Origin of the sequence: Citrobacter sp. RHBSTW-00599 (assembly GCF_013784065.1) — a bacterium.
GTDB lineage: Bacteria > Pseudomonadota > Gammaproteobacteria > Enterobacterales > Enterobacteriaceae > Citrobacter > Citrobacter braakii.
Genome location: NZ_CP056717.1, coordinates 4,670,963 through 4,689,547, shown reverse-complemented (window position 1 = coordinate 4,689,547; position 18,585 = coordinate 4,670,963). Strand labels below are relative to the sequence as shown.

The window sequence follows — 18,585 nt, the reverse complement described above, 5'->3', positions numbered from 1 at the left end:
GGCCGATATCAGCAGTCCATCACAGGAATGTAAATGCAAAATGTCAGAAGCCGTTCATATTTGTCATATTGCGATTTTTCTTCACGGAGCGTGATATGCCGCAACCAGGACGTCACTTTTTCGCCAGTGCGCGCGGACGATTGCTGTTCTTCAATCTGCTGGTGGTGACGGTCACGCTGATGGTAAGCGGTGTGGCGGTGCTGGGGTTTCAGCATGCCAGTCAAATCCAGGAACAGGTGCAGCAGCAAACTGTTGACGACATGACCGGCAGCATGAACCTGGCCCGGGATACGGCGAACGTGGCGACGGCGGCGGTGCGGCTGTCGCAGGTGGTCGGCGCGCTGGAATACAAAGGTGAAGCGGAGCGGCTGCAGGAGACGCAACGGGCGCTGAAGCATTCGCTGGAACAGCTGGCTACCGCGCCGTTGGCGCAGCAGGAGCCGGCGCTGGTCGAGCGTATTATCCTGCGCAGCCAGGAGCTGCAAAGCAGCGTGGAAGGTATGCTGCAGCGTGGGCAACGGCGACATCTGGAACGTAACGCCTTGCTCAGTTCGTTGTATCAGAATCAAAGTTATTTACGTCATCTGCAAAAGCTGACCGGCGCGCAGGATGACGTGCTGCTGGGGCAGATAGACCGCTTAATTGTTGCCGCCATTGAAACACCCACGCCGCGTTCGGTGGTGAAACAACTGGACGGCGTGATGCCCGCGCTGCCTGTGCAAAATAGCAATCCGCTGATTACCAACATCCTCATCGACTTCAACCAGGAGTTGCATAAGCTGGAGCCGCTTTCTTCTGCGCTTGAGCAGAGCGATTTGGCGATCAACTGGTATATGTTTCATATCAAAGCGCTGGTGGCGATCCTCAACAGCGATATCAACCGGTATGCTTCGCAGGTGGCGCTGATCTCCGAACAGCGGGTGGCGCAAAGCCATCAGGAACTGCAATCTGGCGCGTTGTTTATTTTGGTGTTTGCGCTGTTGGCGGTGGTGATCACCGGTTTTGCCGGCTGGTATATCTACCGTAACCTCGGTTCTAACCTGACGGCCATTTCGCGGGCGATGACCCGGCTGGCGCATGGTGAATCGGACGTTAGCGTCCCGGCCCTGCAGCGGCGCGATGAGCTGGGCGAGCTGGCCCGCGCCTTTAGCGTCTTCGCCCGTAATACGGCATCGCTGGAGCACACCACCCGACTGCTAAAAGAAAAAACCAGCCAGATGGAAATCGACCGCACCGAGCGCCAGGGGCTGGAGGAAGCGCTGTTGCACAGTCAGAAACTGAAGGCGGTAGGGCAACTGACGGGCGGATTAGCGCATGATTTCAATAACCTGCTGGCGGTCATTATTGGCAGCCTGGATCTGGTGAACCCAGACTCTCCTGACGCGCCACGGGTCAATCGGGCGCTAAAAGCCGCCGAGCGCGGGGCGCTCCTTACCCAGCGGCTGCTGGCCTTTTCGCGCAAACAGTCGTTGCATCCCCATGCGGTGGAGCTGAAAACGCTGCTGGAAAATTTGGGCGAACTGATGCGCCACTCTCTTCCGGCTACGTTGACGCTGGAGATTGAAGCCCAGTCTCCCGCCTGGCCCGCGTGGATTGATGTCAGCCAACTGGAAAACGCCATTATCAATCTGGTGATGAATGCCCGTGACGCCATGGACGGGCAGGCGGGCACGATTAAAATCCGTACCTGGAATCAGCGGGTCACGCGCAGCGATGGGCGTAAGCAGGATATGGTGATGCTGGAAGTTGCCGACCAGGGAAGCGGGATGTCGCAGGAGGTGAAAGCTCAGGTCTTCGAGCCGTTTTTCACCACCAAACAGACCGGCAGCGGCAGCGGGCTGGGGCTGTCTATGGTCTACGGTTTTGTGCGCCAGTCCGGTGGCCGCGTGGAGATTGAAAGCGCTCCTGGGCAGGGAACGACGGTCAGATTGCAGCTTCCTCGCGCGGTTGTGCCGGTGCAGACACCGGTGGAGACAATCGCACAGCACACTCCGACTCGCGGTGAAAAACTGGTGCTGGTTCTCGAAGATGAAGCCGATGTGCGCCAGACGTTATGTGAGCAATTACACCTGCTGGGCTACCTGACGTTAGAGGCCGCCAACGGCGAACAGGCTATGCATATGCTGGCGGCTTCATCCGAGATTGATATTTTTATCAGCGACTTAATGCTGCCCGGCGGTTTAAGCGGTGTGGATGTGATTAATCATGCGCTGGCACATTATCCACAACTGAACATCCTGCTGATTAGCGGCCAGGATTTACGTCCGGCGCATAACCCGGCGCTGCCGGATGTGGCGTTATTGCGTAAGCCCTTCACCCGGGGAGAACTGGCGCAGGCGCTGCGGCATTCGCGTAATTGAGATTCCTCCGCTACCCGCGCAAATACGCTTTGATTACCGTGGGGCGAGTTTCTTGATGAGGCTGGTTTTATGCAACGCTCCGCGACATTCTTACTTTTCACTCTGCTGATGATGACCACCGTATCGGCGCAGGCCGATATTATCGATGACGCCATCGGCAATATTCAGCAGGCAATTAACGACGCCTACAAACCGGACAGCGGGCGGGATTATGACGACTCTCGTGATGAAAGCTGGCAGCGACAGATGAGTGACGATCGTCGCAGGCAGTATGATAATCGCCGCCGCCAGTTTGAAGACCGACGCCGCCAACTGGATGACCGCCAGCGCCAGCTCGATCAGGAACGGCGTCAGTTAGAAGACGAAGAGCGCAGAATGGAAGAAGATTACGATCGTTAGCGCAATCTTTCGCTGGCAAGGTTATAGGGGGCAGAGACCTGTTAACAAGCCTTTAAGTGCGATGTAAACCTACCTCAGCACAATCTCCATTCCGTCATACCCGGCTTCAAGCCCTGTCGGTAGCGGATTCTCCATCATCCACAAATCAAACTGATGACTGATATGCGTCAGGATCACCCGTGGGCAGCGGATAACCTCGTTCAAGGCGATAACGGTATTTACATCGCTGTGATTGCGCGGCGGCTCCGCGCGCGGGGCGTGGCTGCAGTCGATGATAATCACCTGAGGCTGGTTATTGTGGAGAAACTTCAGCGTCTTGTCGGGAAGTCCGGCGGTATCGGAGAGCCACGCCACGCGGCTGTGCGCGGTCTCCAGCAGATAGCCAAACGTCAGCTTTGAATGGTTGAGCGGGAGTGGTGTCACCTGCAACCCTTGCAGGTTAAACACCACGAATGGCGCGACGGTATGGCTAAAATCGAGGATGCCAGGGTGCTTAAACAGATCGTCGCATCCCTGTTCATCCGGCGGACCGTACACCGGGATAGTCGCCCCCACGCCCCAGCGCAGCGGAAACAGCCCCTGCACGTGATCCATATGGTAGTGGGTGAGCAGAAACTGCTGGAAGCTGCCTGCTGGCCAGTCGTCCATCAGATGCGGGATCCCCGCGTCCAGCAGCGTCACCGCATTGTTAAATTTGACCACCCCGCTACAAGGGCGTCGACGGTATTGCGCCTGTAAGCGTGCTCGTTGGCAAGCCGCACAGTCACAGCCAAATGCCGGCACCAGTTGCGCGCCGCCGGTTCCCGTCAGCGTAATGGTCAGACTCATGGCTCCCCCCTACAACGGTTTGGTGAAGCGAAAATGGCTCATGGTATAGCCTTCGCGCTGGTAAAAGCGGTGCGCGTCAAGGCGTTGGGTACTGGTAGAAAGCTCGGTTATTTCTGCGCCCGCTTCGCGCGCGGTAGCTTCGGCCCAGGTCAGTAACTGACTACCCACTTTTAGTCCTCGTGCCTGTGGCATCACCACCAGTTCCTGGATCTCGCCAATCCAGTTGGCGTGGTGCAGATGAAACTGCAGGTGCAGACCGATCAAGCCGACGACCTGTCCGTCGAGCAGCGCCAGCTGGTAGTGCATATTGGGATCTTGCAGATTTGCGGCGTAGCCGGCGCTAAAGGCCTGCAGGTCGAATTGGCCCTGTTTCAACTCACAGATAAGCGCGTAAACCGCATCGGTATCGTATAGCGTGGCGCGGCGTAATTCACAGACAGACATGTTTCTTCTCCTTGCGTCCCATCAGGGTGAGCAGTGTATCGACAGACTGTAGCAAACTTCCATCATTGTTCAGGACGTGGCAGTCATATGGCGTGTAGCGTGCCGCGCGTTCAAGGCGGGCAGCGATTTCCGTTTCGCTCTCCCGCCCACGTGCCTGCAGGCGCTGGCGTAAAATGGCCGGGGAAACCTGTAAGCAAATGGGAAGTAAAGAAGCGCCGTAACGGGCCTGCGCCTGGGGCAGATGCGCGCGCGAGCCGTTGACCACCACATCAAAACCGGCGTGCAGCCAGAGGTCAATCTCTACGCCGACGCCGTAATAGAAGCCGTTGGCGTGCCAGCTCAGCGCCAGCAGGTTCTGCCCGGCGCGGGTAAAAAACTCTGGTTCGCTGAGGGCAATATGGTTTTCATTCCCTGCGTTGGCGGCGCGGGTGATGTAACGGTGCGCCACCAGCAGTTGCGCAGGTTCCTGCTGGCGAAGTTCTGCCAGTAGACTGTCCTTACCGGAGCCGGACGGCCCCATCAGCCAGATCAGTTTCCCCATAGTCAGAATACCCTTTTGCCCTGACGCCAGACGTGGTCGATATGGATGTGATCGCCTTTGCGATGCGCCAGCACCAGATCCGCGCGTTTACCTTCGGCTACAACGCCACGATCGTCGAGATTTAATGCCCGCGCCGGATTGCGGGTCACCAGACGAATGGCCTGCGGCAGCGTAAAGCGGTTGGCGTCATCGTCCGCCACGCGAAATGCCGCATCGAGCAGGCTGGCGGGGTAGTAGTCGGAGGAGAGAATATCCAGCAGCCCCAGCTCAGCCAGCTTATGCGCCGCAACGTTGCCGGAGTGAGAACCGCCGCGCACGATGTTGGGCGCGCCCATCAGCACGTTCATGCCATGCTGGCGCGAGGCCTCTGCGGCGGCAAAGGTAGTAGGAAATTCGGCAATCACGCTGCCAAGTTGATGCGATTCCAGCACATGATCGCAGGTGGCATCGTCATGGCTCGCCAGCGCTATCTGGCGCTCACGACACATCTGAGCAATCGCCGTGCGGTTGGGTTGCGACCAACGTGCAGCCAGAGCTAACTGTTCTTCTTCGTAGCGGGCCATTTGCTCGTCGGTAAGTGAATACTTGCCCTGATAGTACTCGCGGTACTTCTCGCGATTGGCGAACTGACGCTGGCCGGGGGAGTGGTCCATCAGCGATACCAGCGTCACCGGCTCACGACCGACCAGTTTTTCAAACAGCGGTAGGGTGGTGTGATGCGGCAGCTCGCAGCGCAAATGCAGGCGGTGCTCGGCGCGATTGACCCCGCGCTTTTGCGTCTCTTCCACCGCGTTGATCATCTTCTCCAGATTTTCCAGACGGTCGCCACCGTCGCGCACATCGCCAATCGCCACCGCGTCCAGCACGGTGGTAATGCCGCTGGCGACCATCAGCGCGTCGTGGCTGCTCATCGCCGAGTGGGCGGGCCAGTCTACCTTCGGGCGCGGGGTGAAAAACTTGTCGAGATTGTCGGTATGCAGCTCGATAAGCCCTGGCAGCAGCCAGCCGCCTTCTCCGTCCATCGCTTGGGCCAGTTGGCTCTGACTTTCGGCAAAGGCGCGGATCGTTCCGCCCTCAATTTCCAGCGATCCTTGCACCACTTCATCTTCCAGCACCAGCTTTACATTATTGATAATCATGCTGTTGTTCCCATCAGGTGCAGGCGATCCGCGACGCGGTCGCGCACGGTTTGATCGTGAAAAATGCCGACAATTGCCGCGCCGCGGGCTTTCGCTTCTTCAATCAATGCGACGACGGCGGCGCTGTTTTTGGCGTCCAGCGAGGCGGTGGGCTCATCGAGGAGTAGAATCGGGTAATCGACGATAAACCCTCGGGCGATATTGACGCGCTGCTGTTCGCCCCCGGAAAACGTCGACGGCGCCAGATGCCACAGCCGCTCCGGCACGTTCAGGCGGGTAAGCAGGTTAGCCGCTTTGGCTGCGCACTCCTCGCGTGACACGCCGAGATCCAGCAGCGGCTGCATCACCACATCCAGCGCAGAAATCCTTGGGATCACGCGCAAGAACTGGCTGACCCAGCCGATGGTTGAACGGCGAACTTCCAGCACTTTACGTGCCGGAGCCTGCACCAGATCGACCCATTCATCGCTATGGCGGATGTGGATGTGTCCTTCATCCGGCAGGTAGTTGGCGTACAGCGAACGCAGCAACGTGGATTTGCCGCTGCCAGAGTGACCGTGCAGCACCACGCATTCGCCGTTTTTAACTTCCAGCGTGGCGTCTTGCAGCACCGGCAGACGCACGCCGTTTTGCTGATGCAGTACAAAGGTTTTACTGACGTTTTCAACGTGAATCGCGTTCATTTTTAGCCTCTTTAAGCATTTTTGCGTTCGATTGCCTGATGGCGCTTCGCTTATCAGGCCTACAACCGATGCCGATCCGTAGGCCGGGTCGCGAAGCGCCACCCGGCAAGACAAAATCAGTTTTGCAAAACAGATGACACCAGCAACTGGGTATACGGATGATGCGGATCGTCGAGTACGCGGTCGGTTAACCCACTTTCCACCACCTGACCCTGCTTCATCACCAGCAAACGGTCGGCCAGCAGGCGTGCTACGCCCAGATCGTGGGTGACAATAACCACTGCCAGATCCAGTTCCACCACCAGGCCGCGCAGCAGGTCCAGCAGTTTGGCCTGTACGGAAACGTCCAGACCGCCGGTGGGCTCGTCCATAAACACCAGTTTGGGATGGGTGACGAGGTTGCGGGCGATCTGCAGGCGCTGCTGCATGCCGCCGGAAAAGGTGGTTGGCAGGTCGTCGATACGCGAGGCCGGGATCTCCACTTCTTCCAGCCAACGCTGCGCGGTGGCACGAATGTCGCCGTAGTGGCGCGCCCCGGTGGCCATCAGGCGTTCGCCGATATTGCCGCCAGCGGAGACCTGACGGCGCAGGCCATCCAGCGGATGCTGATGCACCACGCCCCATTCGGTGCGCAGCAGACGGCGACGGTCGGCCTCGTTCATGCTGTACAGCGAACGGTTCTGATACAAAATCTCACCGCTCTGCGGCGTTAGCCGTGAAGAGATCGATTTCAGCAGCGTGGTTTTGCCGGAACCGGACTCGCCGACGATACCCAGCACTTCGCCAGGCCACAGGTCAAAAGAGACATCGCTGAAGCCCTTGCCCGGCGCGTAGAGATGGGTCAGGTTGTTGACTGAAAGCAGCGGTTGCGTCATTTGCTGAGGGCCTCACTCTGTTGGCGGCAGTAGTCGGTGTCGGAGCAGACAAACATGCGTTTGCCGGTGTCATCGAGCACCACTTCATCGAGATAGCTGTGGGTTGAGCCACAGATGGCGCAAGGCTCATCCCAGCTCTGCACGGTAAACGGGTGATCGTCGAAATCGAGGCTTTCCACGCGGGTGTAAGGTGGAACGGCATAGATGCGTTTTTCGCGGCCTGCGCCAAACAGTTGCAGGGCCGGCATCATGTCCATCTTCGGATTGTCGAATTTTGGAATTGGCGACGGGTCCATGACGTAGCGGTCGTTGACCTTCACCGGATAGGCGTAAGTGGTGGCGATATGGCCGAAGCGGGCGATATCTTCATACAGTTTCACCTGCATGATGCCGTACTCTTCCAGCGCGTGCATGGTGCGGGTTTCCGTTTCGCGCGGCTCGATAAAGCGCAACGGCTCGGGGATCGGGACCTGGAAGATAATGATCTGGTCTTCCACCAGCGGCGTTTCCGGGATGCGGTGGCGGGTCTGGATCAGCGTCGCGTCTTCCGTGCGCTCGGTGGTGTTCACCCCGGTCACGCGTTTAAAGAAGTTGCGAATCGACACGGCGTTAGTGGTGTCATCCGCGCCCTGGTCAATTACCTTCAGCACGTCCGGCTCGCCAATCACGCTGGCGGTGAGCTGAATACCGCCGGTTCCCCAACCGTAGGGCATCGGCATTTCACGTCCGCCAAACGGCACCTGGTAACCGGGGATCGCCACCGCTTTCAGAATCGCGCGGCGAATCATGCGTTTGGTCTGCTCATCAAGATACGCAAAGTTGTAGCCGGAGAGGTTAGTGGTCACGGGTGGCCTCCTGTTGCAGGCGTTTGAGCAGTTCCAGCTCGGCCTGGAAATCGACGTAATGGGGAAGTTTGAGGTGCGAAACAAAACCCGCCGCCTCGACGTTATCCGCATGCGCCAGCACGAATTCTTCGTCCTGCGCCGGTCCCGTGACCGATTCATCGTATTCGGCTACCTGTAGGGCGCGGTCCACCAGCGCCATCGCCATCGCTTTACGTTCGCTCATGCCGAACACCAGCCCGTAGCCGCGGGTAAAATGGGGGGATTCGTTTTCTGGCGCGACAAAACCGTTGACCATTTCACACTCGGTCATCAGCAGTTCACCGACGTTCACCGCAAATCCCAGCTCTTCCGGTACGGTTTCCAGTGCCACATAGCCACTGCGAATTTCGGCGGCAAACGGGTGATTGCGCCCGTAGCCGCGTTGGGTGGAGTAGGCCAGCGCCAGCAGATATCCCTCATCGCCGCGCATCAGCTGTTGCAGACGTGAAGCGCGTGAACAGGGGTAAACCGGTGGCGTGCGGGTAATGTCGTCGGGCGTGGCACCATCATCCTCTTCACGCTTTGCCAGTCCCTGGTTGGCCAGCAGGGAAAAGACGTGCGGAGAGGCGTCCTGCGCGTCGTCTGCGCTGCGCAGGGGTGGCGTTTCGCCATTGGCCAGCAGGGTAAAATCCAGCAGGCGATGGGTGTAGTCATAAGTGGGACCTAACAACTGCCCGCCGGGAATATCCTTGTAGACCGCAGAGATTCGGCGCTCAAGGCGCATTTCTGCACTGTTAACCGGTTCGCTGACCGCCACCTTTGCCAGCGTAGTGCGGTAGGCGCGGAGCAAAAAGATGGCTTCGACGTTATCGCCGCTCGCCTGCTTCAGCGCCAGCGCGGCCAGTTCGCGGTCGGCGATGCCGCCTTCGGTCATCACCCGGTCGACGGCCAGGTTCATCTGTTGTTCGATTTGCGCCACGCTCAGTTCAGCAATGGTCTCATCGCCCCGGCGTCGGTTTTCCTGCAGGGCGTGGGCGTTGGCTATCGCCTTTTCGCCCCCTTTGACGGCGACGTACATCAGCACACCTCCACATGGGTAGTTCGCGGAATAGCCAGCAGGCGTTCGCCGCAGGTGAGGATCAGGTCGACCCCCAGCGGGAACGGATGCGGGCGTTCGGTGAGTTCGTGAATCAGGCATTCCGGTAGCTGTGGCGCGATCATGCGCTCTTCAGCGATACCGGCGCCGGTCAGACGCAGCATGCGTCCACCGCTTAATCCAGAGACCTGCACAATCAGCGTGGCGCTGGTTTCTGGCGCGACGGCGGAACCGGCGGAGAGGGCGTTAAGCTGTTCGCTGCTGATGCGTTCGTCGGCGACGGCAAAGGTCGCCAACTGCGGCTGATCCACCAGCGGCGCGTTGGTGTGAAAACGCAGATTCTGCCGGGCGATATCGTTATCCATCGACGGCGCAAGCCAGACCGGCGTGTCGCCATCGACCAGGGTCAGTAGCACGCTGGTGGTTGCCAGGCCCAGTGGCTGCCAGCCGTGTTTCAGTTGATGCAGGGCGACGATCACGCCCGGCTCACTCATGGCCTTCAGCAAGCGACGAAAGCTCTGCTGAGCATCCTGAACGGGTAAATTAAAAGCGGTTTGTAAGGTCATGCGTTATCTCCGCGTACCAGCGTGAAGAAGTCGACCCGGCTGGCGTTGACTTCGGCACGGCGTGCGCTAATCAGCGCATCGCGTTCCGCTTCCAGCGGGGCAATTAAGGTTTCCATTAGGCTCTGGAAATGCGTTTGTTCCTGCAGCAGCGCGTCAATGACCGCGCACTGCTCGGCGTGTTGTTTGTTGCGGCCCAGCAGGTAGCTGTAGCCCAGCGTGCCGCTCTTCAGGCGTACCACTGCGCGGGTAAGCGTGGTATCACCGGCAAAGAAGCGGTTGCCGGTGCCGCCCATGCGAGCCTGGAGCTGCATCAGTCCGCATTCCGGTGCGCGGATAAGTTCATAGTCTGGCGTCAGTTTGAGCGCGTGGATGCGGGCGTTCAGGGCATCGGCATTGCTGTAAGCCAGCGCGCGCATCCAGCGCTGGCGGGTAGCGGTATCGAAATGCATTCAGTGCTCCATAGTGAATTCGATCATGTCGGCGCGGGTCAGGCTGACGGAGTATTCCGCCGCGTGTTCTTCGCCTTCACGGTGGTTCAGGGTGCGCACGCACAGCAGCGGCGCCATATTGGGGATTTCCAGCACTTTGCTCTCTTTAGCCTGTGCGCGGCGGGCGCTGATGCGCGTTTGTGTGCGCAGGAGCGTCAGACCGGACTGTTCGCGCAGGTAGTCGTGCAGTGAGCCGTTGTTAAAGCCCTGCAGCAGCGGCCATAGCGTGAGGTCGGAAAAATAGTGGTCGATCTGGCACAGTGCGATACCGTTTACCCGGCGCAGGGTGCGCAGATGAATCACGTTATCGCCCTCGTTAATGCTGAGCGCATCGGCAATGTGACTGGAGGCCGGGCGCAGCACCGCCAGCAGTTTTTCGCTGGTGGGGTGGCTGCCCTGGTCCAGCAGGTTCTGGCTAAAGCGCGCCTGGGCATTAAGCGGGTAATCGAATGGGCGCATCAGTACCAGTACGCCAACGCCCTGGCGACGCTGGACCCAACCACGCTCAACCAACTGGTCAATAGCGCGGCGCAGGGTGTGGCGGTTTACCTCGTAGCGCGCGGCAAGCTGATGCTCGGCGGGCAGATAGTCACCGCAGCGATAATGATGACGAAGCTCCTGCTCAAGTCTCGCGGCAATTTCCTGATAACGCGTTGGATAACTGGTCGGATGTGTAGACAAGTGCATAGCAATCAATGCCTCGCTAATCAGATAAAGTGCTTACGCAAACGCTGGGAAAGGAAATCCAGCAGGCTGACGGTGACGATGATTAACACCATCAGGGCGCAGGTTTGCTGGAACTGAAAGCCGCGAATCGCCTCCCATAAGGTCACGCCAATACCGCCCGCACCCACCATTCCGACCACCGTGGCCGAGCGGACGTTGGATTCAAAGCGATATAGCGAGTAGGAGATAAGCAGCGGCATGACCTGTGGCAGAACGCCGTACAGAATCTCTTCAATTTTGTTGGCCCCAGTGGCGCGAATGCCTTCTACCGGACCCGGCTCAATGGCTTCTACCGCTTCCGAAAGCAGCTTGGACAGCACCCCGGTGGTGTGGATAAACAGTGCCATTACCCCGGCGAACGGACCTAAGCCCACGGCGACAACGAACAGCATGGCGAAGACCATTTCATTGATGGCGCGGCAGGCGTCCATCAGGCGACGCATCTGCTGGTAAATCCACCACGGTACAAGGTTATCGGCGCACATCAGGCCAAAGGGAATCGACAGCACAACGGCGAGGGCGGTACCCCAGACGGCAATTTGCAGGGTGACGGCCATTTCACCGAGATAGTCCTGCCACTGACTGAAGTCTGGCGGAAAGAAGTCGGCGGCGAAGGTCGCCATATTGCCGGAATCCTGGATCAGCGTGAGCGGAGCCATTTCGGCACCTTTCCACGAGACCACCAGCACGGCGAGAAGAATGGCCCAGCTCAGCAGTGAGAACCAGCTACGTTTGGGCGGGGCGACGGTGATGGTTTGCATGTTTAGCTCCGTGCGTAGGTTTATCGCCGGATGGCAGCTCTTGCGCCTTATCCGGCCTACAGAACATCGTCTGCCCGGTAAGCGAAACGCCACCGGGCATCAGGTTTACTGCACCGCTTTAGTCACGCTGGTCATGGCGCCCAGGGCGGCGGTCAAACGGTCAAGGTCGTCGAGCTGCGCTTTCAGCGCCGAGGTTTTGCTGGTTTTCTCTTCCTCGTTCAACCCTTTGTTGCCCTTCACGCCCTGCATCTCTTTAAACAGCGCCAGTTGGCGAATCGGTACCAGTTGCAGGTCGCTGGAGGCACGGAACGGTGCCCATCCCAGGCGTTCCAGTACGGTTTTCTGTTCCGGCGTTTTGCCGTAATTCATAAAGAAGTCGTACACCTTGTCCTTGGTGGTTTCGGAGAGGTTTTTGCGCCAGACGATCGGATCGCCCGGGATCAGCGGTGACTTCCAGATAACCTTCAGCTCTTTCAGTTTTTCCGGCGCGGAGGTTTTCAGCTTGTCGAGGTTTTCGGTGTTGTTGGTGGCGACATCGACCTGTTTGTTGGCGACGGCCAGCGCGTTGGTTTCGTGTCCGGCGTTAACGGTGCGTTTGAAGTCGCTGGCGGAGATGTTGTTTTTGGCGAAGACGTAGTAACCGGGGACGAGGAAGCCTGACGTTGAGTTAGGATCGCCGTTGCCGAATGTCAGATCCTTACGTTTGGCGATCAGATCGTTCAGGTTGTTGATCGGACTGTCTTTGTTAACGATCAACACGCTCCAGTATCCCGGGGAGCCGTCGGCAGCGACGGTTTGGGCAAACACTTGTCCGTTAGCGCGATCCACCGCTTCCATTGCCGAGAGGTTGCCGTACCAGGCGATATCAACTTTGTTAAAACGCATTCCCTGAATGATCCCGGCGTAGTCCGGGGCGAAGAAGGCGTTCACTTTCACGCCCAACGATTTTTCCATGTCCTTCAGGAACGGTTCCCACTGTGGCTTCAGGTTTTGCTGTGATTCGGTCGAAATAATGCCAAAGTTCAGCGCTTTTTCTTGCTCTTCGGCCTGCGCCGGGCTGAACAAGGTGCTGATGCTGAACATGCTGGTAAAGGCCAGCGCGGCAACGGTCTTATAGCTCATGTTGTTTCCTTAATTAGTCTTTGTTCCAGGCTATTTCACTTGCCAGCCTGGCTGCGCCAATAACGCCTGGTTTTTTAGAACTATGCAGCCTGCGCGTTCTGTTCGACGCGGTTCATGCTGCGGTAGAGATGGTCAAAACGATCGTTATCAAAATGCTGGCTGCTGCCATCAAAGAAGACGTTGCCCTGACGAAGCGCGACAATGCGTTCGCAGTAGCGCAGGGCGTAATCCACCTGATGCAGCGTGACGACCACGGTGATGCCGTCGGTCTGGTTAATGTCGCGTAGGGTGTCCATCACGATGCGTGCGGATTCCGGGTCCAGCGAGGCTATCGGCTCGTCGGCAAGGATCACTTTGGCTTGCTGCATCAGCGCGCGGGCAATCGCCACGCGCTGCTGTTGCCCGCCCGAAAGCGTGGAAACGCGCTGGTATGCAAAGTGCGCCATGCCAACGCGGGTCAGCGCCTGTAATGCACGCTGTTTCTGTTCCTGGCTAAACCAGCTAAAACAGGTGCGCCAAAACGGCGTGCTGCCGAGTGCGCCAATCAGGACGTTTTCCAGTACCGTCAGGCGGTTAACCAGATTGAACTGCTGGAAGATGTAGCCGGTGTAGGCGCGGCTTTTGCGGATATCGCGCGCCAGGCGGCCTTCATGTTGAACGGTGCGACCCAGCAGTTCGACGTGGCTACCAGGGGATTTATCACCGACGATCAAACCGCTTAAATGACGTAAAAGGGTGGATTTGCCGGAGCCAGACGGCCCAAGCAGAGCCACCATCTCACCGGAACAGATGTTCAGATCAACCGCATTGAGTGCCTGATGTTGATTGAAGGACTTGGAGAGTTTTTCGACGCGAATAATCGTTTGCATGATGCGGCCTCCCTTAAAAAGTGGCCCCATCGTGGCGGATCAATGTGACGTTTTCGTTAAGGGATGGTTACTTGGTGATGAAGAGTTGAGCGATTTTTGATGACAGTACGGGAGGGCTGGCCTCCCGTTGGATTACTCTGTAGGTTGCTGCTGTTTGACGACGTTGATCATCCACGGCACGCCATACCGATCGCTCACTTTACCGAAACCATGAGCCCAGAAGGTTTCCTGCCAGTCCATTTCGATTTTTCCGTTTGCTGCCAGGTTATCAAACCAGCGTTTGCCTTCGTCGACGTTTTGCGTGTCGAGTACCAGCGTAAAGCCAGAGTAGTGGGCATTTCCGTCGGGGGCGCTATCGCTCATCATGATGTCGCTGCCCGCAACGCGCAGGTTGGCGTGGGCAATGGCGGTATCGGGGAATTTCATGCCTGAAGGGCAACCCTCTTCGCTGTTCTGCGCCGGTTTGGGCATTTCACCGAAGTTGATTTTGTAGAGTAGCTCAGCGCCTAATGTTTTTTGGTAGTAGGCGATAGCATCAGCGCAGTTGCCTGCGAAGGAGATATAGGGACTTAACGGCATAATCTTTACCTCAGGTAAAAGAAACCAGTTAAGTGTAGTTATCGTCTGCAAAAATAAGCCAGGCGGGAAGTATGAGCTTCCCGCCTGGCAGATGAGCTGGCGTCGGCCTGATTGACGTAGCGCCATCAGGCAATTTGCATCAGTTCTTTTTCACAAACTCAGATTTCAGCTTCATTGGGCCAAAGCCATCGATTTTGCAATCGATGTTGTGGTCGCCTTCAACCAGACGGATGTTCTTCACTTTGGTCCCGATCTTCAACATGGAAGAGCTACCTTTTACCTTCAGGTCTTTCACTACGGTAACGCTGTCGCCGTCAGCCAGCAGGTTGCCGTTGGCATCTTTAACGATCAGTTCGTCGCTGTCCTGAGCCGGTTCAGCATCGTTCCATTCGTGAGCGCATTCCGGGCAGATGAACATGCCGTTATCTTCGTAAGTGTATTCGGAGTTGCATTGTGGGCAGTGTGGTAATGACATGTGGATTTCCTCAAAAGTCAGCAGGGGCAAATGCGCCCAAAAATGGCAGATTGCCGAAAAAGGCCGCAATTATACATAAAATCCCTGCTTTTGTCGGGACTACTGCGTGATTATGCAAAATGATCTGCTGTAAAGACCCTTTGCTTTTACCTCAATGAAAGTAGGGCGGAATATTTTTTAAGGGAAATTGCTACGCTTAGGTATTTAAGATAAGGTGAGGCGAAATATCTGATATTCATAGGTAACGTTGTTTACGGATGCCTAAGCCATTGTGATTGAATATCATTGACCCCCTTAATTTTAGTAGGGGGATTACGCGGGTATTTTTTAAAACTGAACTACGCTGTTTATCTTTCTTACTTATTACATAAGTGAGAGGCATCCGGCCAGCGGTTATACGCCAAATTTATTTTAATAATATCAGTTGGTTGTTTTGATTTTAATTATTTCTACACGTAATTATAAAAGCCAAAAAATCTATAAATAAAACGATTGGGCTAAATAAAAGTAATGCCATTTGCGTTAAGGAAGAATTTTCCATGCACACACAGACAATATATGAATTAAGTCAGGAAGCGGAACGCTTGCTGATGCTCTCGCTTGAACATCTCAGGCAATTGCAAAAATTGCCTATGACGTCGTTGGATGATGTCGCGCTAAAACAAGGAGAGCATAGCAGACAGGTGGTTCAGCCTCTGCATTTCAGCGCGCGTGGCATGGATGTCCAGCAGGCAACGCTCAATAATGAACTGCGTAAGATTACGCGTCTGGAAATGGTGCTGGCGATTGTCGGTACCATGAAAGCGGGAAAATCGACGACGATTAACGCGATTGTAGGGACCGAAGTTTTACCTAATCGTAATCGTCCCATGACGGCGCTACCAACGTTAATTCGCCATACGCCGGGGCAGAAAGAGCCGGTGTTGCATTTTTCACATGTCACGCCTATCGATGCCTTAATGAAGGTTTTACAGCAGCGCGTGCGCGAGTGCGATCGCCAGCGTCTTACGCAGACCCTGGAAGTTGATAAGGATATGAATGTCCTGCTGCAGCATATTGAAAACGGCGTGGCATTTGAGCGGTATTACCTTGGCGCACAGCCTATTTTCCATTGCCTTAAAAGTCTGAATGACCTGGTGCGTTTGTCAAAAGCACTGGAGGTGGATTTTCCTTTTGCCGCCTATGCCGCGATTGAGCATATTCCGGTAATCGAGGTCGAATTTGTCCATTTGGCCGGTCAGGCGAGCTATCCGGGGCAATTAACCCTGCTGGATACGCCGGGGCCGAATGAGGCCGGGCAACCGCATCTACAAAAGATGCTGAATGAACAGTTGGCGCGGGCTTCTGCGGTACTGGTGGTGATGGATTACACCCAACTGAAATCGATTTCCGATGAAGAAGTGCGCCACGCTGTCATGGCGGTCGGCAAGTCAGTGCCGCTGTATGCGCTGGTGAACAAATTCGATCAGAAAGACCGCAACAGTGACGATGAAGAGCAGGTGCGGGCATTAATTTCCGGCACGCTGATGCAAGGTGGGATTGCCCCGGAGCGAATCTATCCGGTTTCTTCGATGTGGGGGTATCTGGCGAACAGGGCGCGTCATGAGCTGATGGCTCGCGGGCGGCTGCCGGATCACCAGGTGCAACGTTGGGTACAGGATTTTGCCGAAGCGGCGCTTGGCCGACGCTGGTGCACCAACGATCTTGAGGATACGGAGCACATCCGCCATGCAGCCGATCTGTTGTGGGAGGATTCGCTGTTTGAGCAGCCGATCCAGAAAGTGATTCATGCCGCTTACGCCAATGCTTCGCTGTATGCGCTACGCTCAGCGTCGCATAAGTTATTGAACTATGCGCAAAGCGCGCACGAATATCTGGAGTTTCGCGCCCATGGGTTAACGGTTGCCTATGAAAAACTGCGGCTGAACATCACGCATATTGAAGAGGATATGCAGCAGTTAGAAGTGAGTCAGGGGCGGGTGAGTGATGAAGTCAGTCATGAGGTCGAGCTGGCGCTGGAGGCTGCCGCGGCCTATCTCAATGAGCAACAGACTGAGATTTTGTGCGGCATCAACACGTTCTTTATCAAAGAAAACGTCCTGATGATGTCACAACATGGCCAGGGGGCTGGCGTTTCCTCGGCAGAAATGGCCGGAGAAATGCTGGTGTTGCACGATGAAGGGCAGGCGAAAATCGTGCTGGATAAAATGCGCTCGTCCTGTGAAGTTGTCTTGCTGGCAGCGCAGGAAAGCATCAGTCGGGATTTAGCTCTGCGCTTTGAACAGCTTGAGTCGACGCTGTCCCGGGCGCTAAATGACGCCATGCGCCCCATTGAGCAGCGGGTGAAAGAGGAGCTGAACCACGCTGGTTTTCGTGCGCGGATCCGTTTTCCGGCGTTTCATGCGGCGATGTTTAACTTCAACACCCGCCAGTTGTTTAACGAGGCCATTGAGCAGGATATTCCGGCGGAAAATGCGCCGTCAACTGGCGGTGTGGTGCGTGATACCTTCTCTCGCTGGTTGAATCAGCCCAACTGGGGATGGAATGAGTACGTCGAAACAAAAACGCGTTATCTCATTGATATGGGTGCACTGCATAAGAACCTTGTGCACTATGTCACCCAGTTTTGCCAACAAATTCGTAAAGCTTTAGCTGCGCAGGTCGATATTTCCGTTACGGCAGGCATGGCCACGTTTTTTGCTGATTTTTCACTGTGTTTGACGCAATTACAGGCGAGCCTGCGTGAGAGTTTGACCCTGCGCCAGCAAAATGAATCTGCGGTGAATGCCTTGAACGAACAACTGCAGCATCGCATTACGACTGCGGCATGGCTTTATGAAGATTCCCGCTTGCTGCGCGACGATATCAATACCCTTTTTGCAACCGAGCACACATGACTAACGTGTTACTGGAAGGCCCCGGGCGGACGCTGGAGTGTGTCTACCCGAAGTTTATGGTCGATCTGGTTCAGGGAGATGAAACCAAACGTTCCGGCGGTTTTCTGCAGCAGCAGCAGCGGCTGCGTGCGCGCCTGACGCAGGAGGTGCTATCCCAGACGCAACTGCGAGCATGGGTGTTGGCAGGCGTGTCCAGCGAGCATCTGGTGATGCGTCTAAAACTGGTGGAAAAACTGGCGGGCATGATCGATCCGGGCCATCTGGCGCTGGTACGGATCGCCGAAGGGTTGATGTTTTTACAACAAACCGAACACCCGCGTGGACTCTCCACGCCCGGTCTTCTGCAGCAGATAAATTCACTCGCTGACTGGTTTACCCAGCGCGGCGCTTATAAAGAGAAGGCAGTAACGCAACGCGGCCTGACGGTGCAAGCGGGCGAACATAGCGAGCAAATTTTTACCCGCTGGCGGGCTGGCGCGTATGACGGCTGGTCGTTACCTGGACGCTGTTTTGTGGCGTTAGAGGAGCTGCGTTGGGGAGCATTTGGTGACGCCTGCCGGTTAGCAAATGCCGATGTGGTGTCAATGCTAAAAGACAACCTGCGAACGATGGCTGCTCAGGCGTTGGCAGACAGCGTGAATGCGGCCCCCGCCACGCGTCATTACTATCATCATTGGCTCAGCACGCCGGTTGTTGGCGGCTCGGGTGAGCACAACGATATGTTGAGCTGGCTCGGAGACTGGTGCGATGCGCAGCGTCATCCGGTGAGCTGGTCGGTGACGCAGCGTTGGCAAAATGTGGCGTTGGGCATGCCGAGATTGTGTTCGGCGAAGCGGCTGGTTGATGCGATGGTTGAGGAGATTTTTGCACCGTCCCCGCTCATCAATTGAGCAGGAACGGTGAGTGGGATAAA

The 18,585-nt window shown here is 56.5% G+C and carries 20 protein-coding genes; 4 read left to right on the top strand and 16 right to left on the bottom strand.

Annotated features, from left to right (window positions below; translation table 11 throughout):
- Positions 1 to 95: 95 nt before the first annotated feature.
- Entirely contained in the window at positions 96 to 2,360 is a 2,265-nt protein-coding gene (locus HV243_RS22755; protein ID WP_053389714.1) for a hybrid sensor histidine kinase/response regulator, read from the top strand.
- A 69-nt stretch (positions 2,361 to 2,429) separates the two neighbouring features.
- Complete coding sequence (gene yjdP, locus HV243_RS22750) at positions 2,430 to 2,759, top strand: DDRRRQL repeat protein YjdP (protein ID WP_016155470.1); 330 nt, start codon at positions 2,430 to 2,432, stop codon at positions 2,757 to 2,759.
- Positions 2,760 to 2,828: 69 nt separating this feature from the next.
- Here yjdP and phnP read toward each other — a convergent pair whose 3' ends face one another.
- The 16 genes from phnP to HV243_RS22670 all read right to left on the bottom strand — a co-directional run bounded on the left by phnP (position 2,829) and on the right by HV243_RS22670 (position 14,775).
- Positions 2,829 to 3,587 (bottom strand): phosphonate metabolism protein PhnP, encoded by a 759-nt coding sequence (gene phnP / locus HV243_RS22745; RefSeq protein ID WP_016155390.1) that lies wholly within the window; start codon positions 3,585 to 3,587, stop codon positions 2,829 to 2,831.
- A 9-nt stretch (positions 3,588 to 3,596) separates the two neighbouring features.
- Positions 3,597 to 4,031: an aminoalkylphosphonate N-acetyltransferase gene (gene phnO, locus HV243_RS22740; RefSeq protein ID WP_016155472.1), complete on the bottom strand. Its 435-nt coding sequence runs from the start codon at positions 4,029 to 4,031 to the stop codon at positions 3,597 to 3,599.
- Entirely contained in the window at positions 4,018 to 4,572 is a 555-nt protein-coding gene (gene phnN, locus HV243_RS22735) for a ribose 1,5-bisphosphokinase (RefSeq protein WP_016155392.1), read from the bottom strand. Before phnN ends, phnO begins: the two co-directional genes overlap by 14 nt.
- A gap of 2 nt (positions 4,573 to 4,574) precedes the next feature.
- The gene (gene phnM / locus HV243_RS22730) at positions 4,575 to 5,711 is read right to left on the bottom strand and encodes an alpha-D-ribose 1-methylphosphonate 5-triphosphate diphosphatase (RefSeq protein ID WP_016155473.1); all 1,137 of its coding nucleotides are present in this window, start codon (positions 5,709 to 5,711) and stop codon (positions 4,575 to 4,577) included.
- Positions 5,708 to 6,394 (bottom strand): phosphonate C-P lyase system protein PhnL, encoded by a 687-nt coding sequence (phnL, locus tag HV243_RS22725; RefSeq protein WP_053389715.1) that lies wholly within the window; start codon positions 6,392 to 6,394, stop codon positions 5,708 to 5,710. The genes phnM and phnL overlap by 4 nt, the downstream gene beginning before the upstream one ends.
- 116 nt (positions 6,395 to 6,510) lie before the next feature.
- Positions 6,511 to 7,269 (bottom strand): phosphonate C-P lyase system protein PhnK, encoded by a 759-nt coding sequence (gene phnK, locus HV243_RS22720; protein WP_053389716.1) that lies wholly within the window; start codon positions 7,267 to 7,269, stop codon positions 6,511 to 6,513.
- Complete coding sequence (phnJ, locus tag HV243_RS22715) at positions 7,266 to 8,057, bottom strand: alpha-D-ribose 1-methylphosphonate 5-phosphate C-P-lyase PhnJ (protein WP_049259807.1); 792 nt, start codon at positions 8,055 to 8,057, stop codon at positions 7,266 to 7,268. The genes phnK and phnJ overlap by 4 nt, the downstream gene beginning before the upstream one ends.
- A gap of 46 nt (positions 8,058 to 8,103) precedes the next feature.
- Positions 8,104 to 9,171: a carbon-phosphorus lyase complex subunit PhnI gene (locus HV243_RS22710; protein WP_053389717.1), complete on the bottom strand. Its 1,068-nt coding sequence runs from the start codon at positions 9,169 to 9,171 to the stop codon at positions 8,104 to 8,106.
- The gene (phnH, locus tag HV243_RS22705) at positions 9,171 to 9,755 is read right to left on the bottom strand and encodes a phosphonate C-P lyase system protein PhnH (protein ID WP_046274564.1); all 585 of its coding nucleotides are present in this window, start codon (positions 9,753 to 9,755) and stop codon (positions 9,171 to 9,173) included. Before phnH ends, HV243_RS22710 begins: the two co-directional genes overlap by 1 nt.
- Positions 9,752 to 10,204, bottom strand: coding sequence for a phosphonate C-P lyase system protein PhnG (gene phnG / locus HV243_RS22700; protein WP_047499589.1), 453 nt, complete (start codon positions 10,202 to 10,204; stop codon positions 9,752 to 9,754). The genes phnH and phnG overlap by 4 nt, the downstream gene beginning before the upstream one ends.
- Positions 10,205 to 10,930 carry a phosphonate metabolism transcriptional regulator PhnF gene (gene phnF / locus HV243_RS22695; RefSeq protein ID WP_016155477.1) on the bottom strand — a complete coding sequence of 242 codons (726 nt, stop codon included), beginning with the start codon at positions 10,928 to 10,930 and terminating at the stop codon, positions 10,205 to 10,207.
- Between the two features lie 20 nt (positions 10,931 to 10,950).
- Complete coding sequence (gene phnE, locus HV243_RS22690) at positions 10,951 to 11,730, bottom strand: phosphonate ABC transporter, permease protein PhnE (protein ID WP_053389718.1); 780 nt, start codon at positions 11,728 to 11,730, stop codon at positions 10,951 to 10,953.
- A 105-nt stretch (positions 11,731 to 11,835) separates the two neighbouring features.
- A complete protein-coding gene (phnD, locus tag HV243_RS22685) occupies positions 11,836 to 12,852 on the bottom strand; it encodes a phosphonate ABC transporter substrate-binding protein (protein WP_016155399.1) in 1,017 nt (338 codons plus the stop codon).
- 80 nt (positions 12,853 to 12,932) lie between these two features.
- Complete coding sequence (gene phnC / locus HV243_RS22680; protein WP_047416020.1) at positions 12,933 to 13,721, bottom strand: phosphonate ABC transporter ATP-binding protein; 789 nt, start codon at positions 13,719 to 13,721, stop codon at positions 12,933 to 12,935.
- A gap of 132 nt (positions 13,722 to 13,853) precedes the next feature.
- Complete coding sequence (gene yjdN / locus HV243_RS22675; RefSeq protein WP_016155401.1) at positions 13,854 to 14,300, bottom strand: VOC family metalloprotein YjdN; 447 nt, start codon at positions 14,298 to 14,300, stop codon at positions 13,854 to 13,856.
- Between the two features lie 139 nt (positions 14,301 to 14,439).
- Positions 14,440 to 14,775, bottom strand: coding sequence for a zinc ribbon domain-containing protein YjdM (locus tag HV243_RS22670; RefSeq protein WP_003031835.1), 336 nt, complete (start codon positions 14,773 to 14,775; stop codon positions 14,440 to 14,442).
- 539 nt (positions 14,776 to 15,314) lie between these two features.
- Between HV243_RS22670 and crfC the strand changes: the two genes are divergently transcribed.
- Positions 15,315 to 17,672, top strand: a complete 2,358-nt coding sequence (crfC, locus tag HV243_RS22665) for a clamp-binding protein CrfC (protein ID WP_053389816.1) — start codon at positions 15,315 to 15,317, stop codon at positions 17,670 to 17,672.
- Positions 17,669 to 18,562, top strand: coding sequence for a diguanylate cyclase regulator RdcB family protein (locus tag HV243_RS22660; RefSeq protein ID WP_016155403.1), 894 nt, complete (start codon positions 17,669 to 17,671; stop codon positions 18,560 to 18,562). Before crfC ends, HV243_RS22660 begins: the two co-directional genes overlap by 4 nt.
- Positions 18,563 to 18,585: the final 23 nt, after the last annotated feature.

What these genes read in the sequence shown, in the direction of transcription:
- HV243_RS22755 (WP_053389714.1), top strand. Translation starts at nt 96, where the DNA reads ATGCCGCAACCAGGACGTCACTTTTTCGCCAGTGCGCGCGGACGATTG.
- phnH (WP_046274564.1), bottom strand. Translation starts at nt 9,755, where the DNA reads ATGACCTTACAAACCGCTTTTAATTTACCCGTTCAGGATGCTCAGCAG.
- HV243_RS22710 (WP_053389717.1), bottom strand. Translation starts at nt 9,171, where the DNA reads ATGTACGTCGCCGTCAAAGGGGGCGAAAAGGCGATAGCCAACGCCCAC.
- phnG (WP_047499589.1), bottom strand. Translation starts at nt 10,204, where the DNA reads ATGCATTTCGATACCGCTACCCGCCAGCGCTGGATGCGCGCGCTGGCT.
- phnO (WP_016155472.1), bottom strand. Translation starts at nt 4,031, where the DNA reads ATGTCTGTCTGTGAATTACGCCGCGCCACGCTATACGATACCGATGCG.
- yjdN (WP_016155401.1), bottom strand. Translation starts at nt 14,300, where the DNA reads ATGCCGTTAAGTCCCTATATCTCCTTCGCAGGCAACTGCGCTGATGCT.
- phnD (WP_016155399.1), bottom strand. Translation starts at nt 12,852, where the DNA reads ATGAGCTATAAGACCGTTGCCGCGCTGGCCTTTACCAGCATGTTCAGC.
- phnC (WP_047416020.1), bottom strand. Translation starts at nt 13,721, where the DNA reads ATGCAAACGATTATTCGCGTCGAAAAACTCTCCAAGTCCTTCAATCAA.
- phnJ (WP_049259807.1), bottom strand. Translation starts at nt 8,057, where the DNA reads ATGATTCGCCGCGCGATTCTGAAAGCGGTGGCGATCCCCGGTTACCAG.
- phnP (WP_016155390.1), bottom strand. Translation starts at nt 3,587, where the DNA reads ATGAGTCTGACCATTACGCTGACGGGAACCGGCGGCGCGCAACTGGTG.
- phnL (WP_053389715.1), bottom strand. Translation starts at nt 6,394, where the DNA reads ATGAACGCGATTCACGTTGAAAACGTCAGTAAAACCTTTGTACTGCAT.
- phnK (WP_053389716.1), bottom strand. Translation starts at nt 7,269, where the DNA reads ATGACGCAACCGCTGCTTTCAGTCAACAACCTGACCCATCTCTACGCG.
- phnE (WP_053389718.1), bottom strand. Translation starts at nt 11,730, where the DNA reads ATGCAAACCATCACCGTCGCCCCGCCCAAACGTAGCTGGTTCTCACTG.
- HV243_RS22670 (WP_003031835.1), bottom strand. Translation starts at nt 14,775, where the DNA reads ATGTCATTACCACACTGCCCACAATGCAACTCCGAATACACTTACGAA.
- phnM (WP_016155473.1), bottom strand. Translation starts at nt 5,711, where the DNA reads ATGATTATCAATAATGTAAAGCTGGTGCTGGAAGATGAAGTGGTGCAA.
- HV243_RS22660 (WP_016155403.1), top strand. Translation starts at nt 17,669, where the DNA reads ATGACTAACGTGTTACTGGAAGGCCCCGGGCGGACGCTGGAGTGTGTC.
- crfC (WP_053389816.1), top strand. Translation starts at nt 15,315, where the DNA reads ATGCACACACAGACAATATATGAATTAAGTCAGGAAGCGGAACGCTTG.
- phnF (WP_016155477.1), bottom strand. Translation starts at nt 10,930, where the DNA reads ATGCACTTGTCTACACATCCGACCAGTTATCCAACGCGTTATCAGGAA.
- yjdP (WP_016155470.1), top strand. Translation starts at nt 2,430, where the DNA reads ATGCAACGCTCCGCGACATTCTTACTTTTCACTCTGCTGATGATGACC.
- phnN (WP_016155392.1), bottom strand. Translation starts at nt 4,572, where the DNA reads ATGGGGAAACTGATCTGGCTGATGGGGCCGTCCGGCTCCGGTAAGGAC.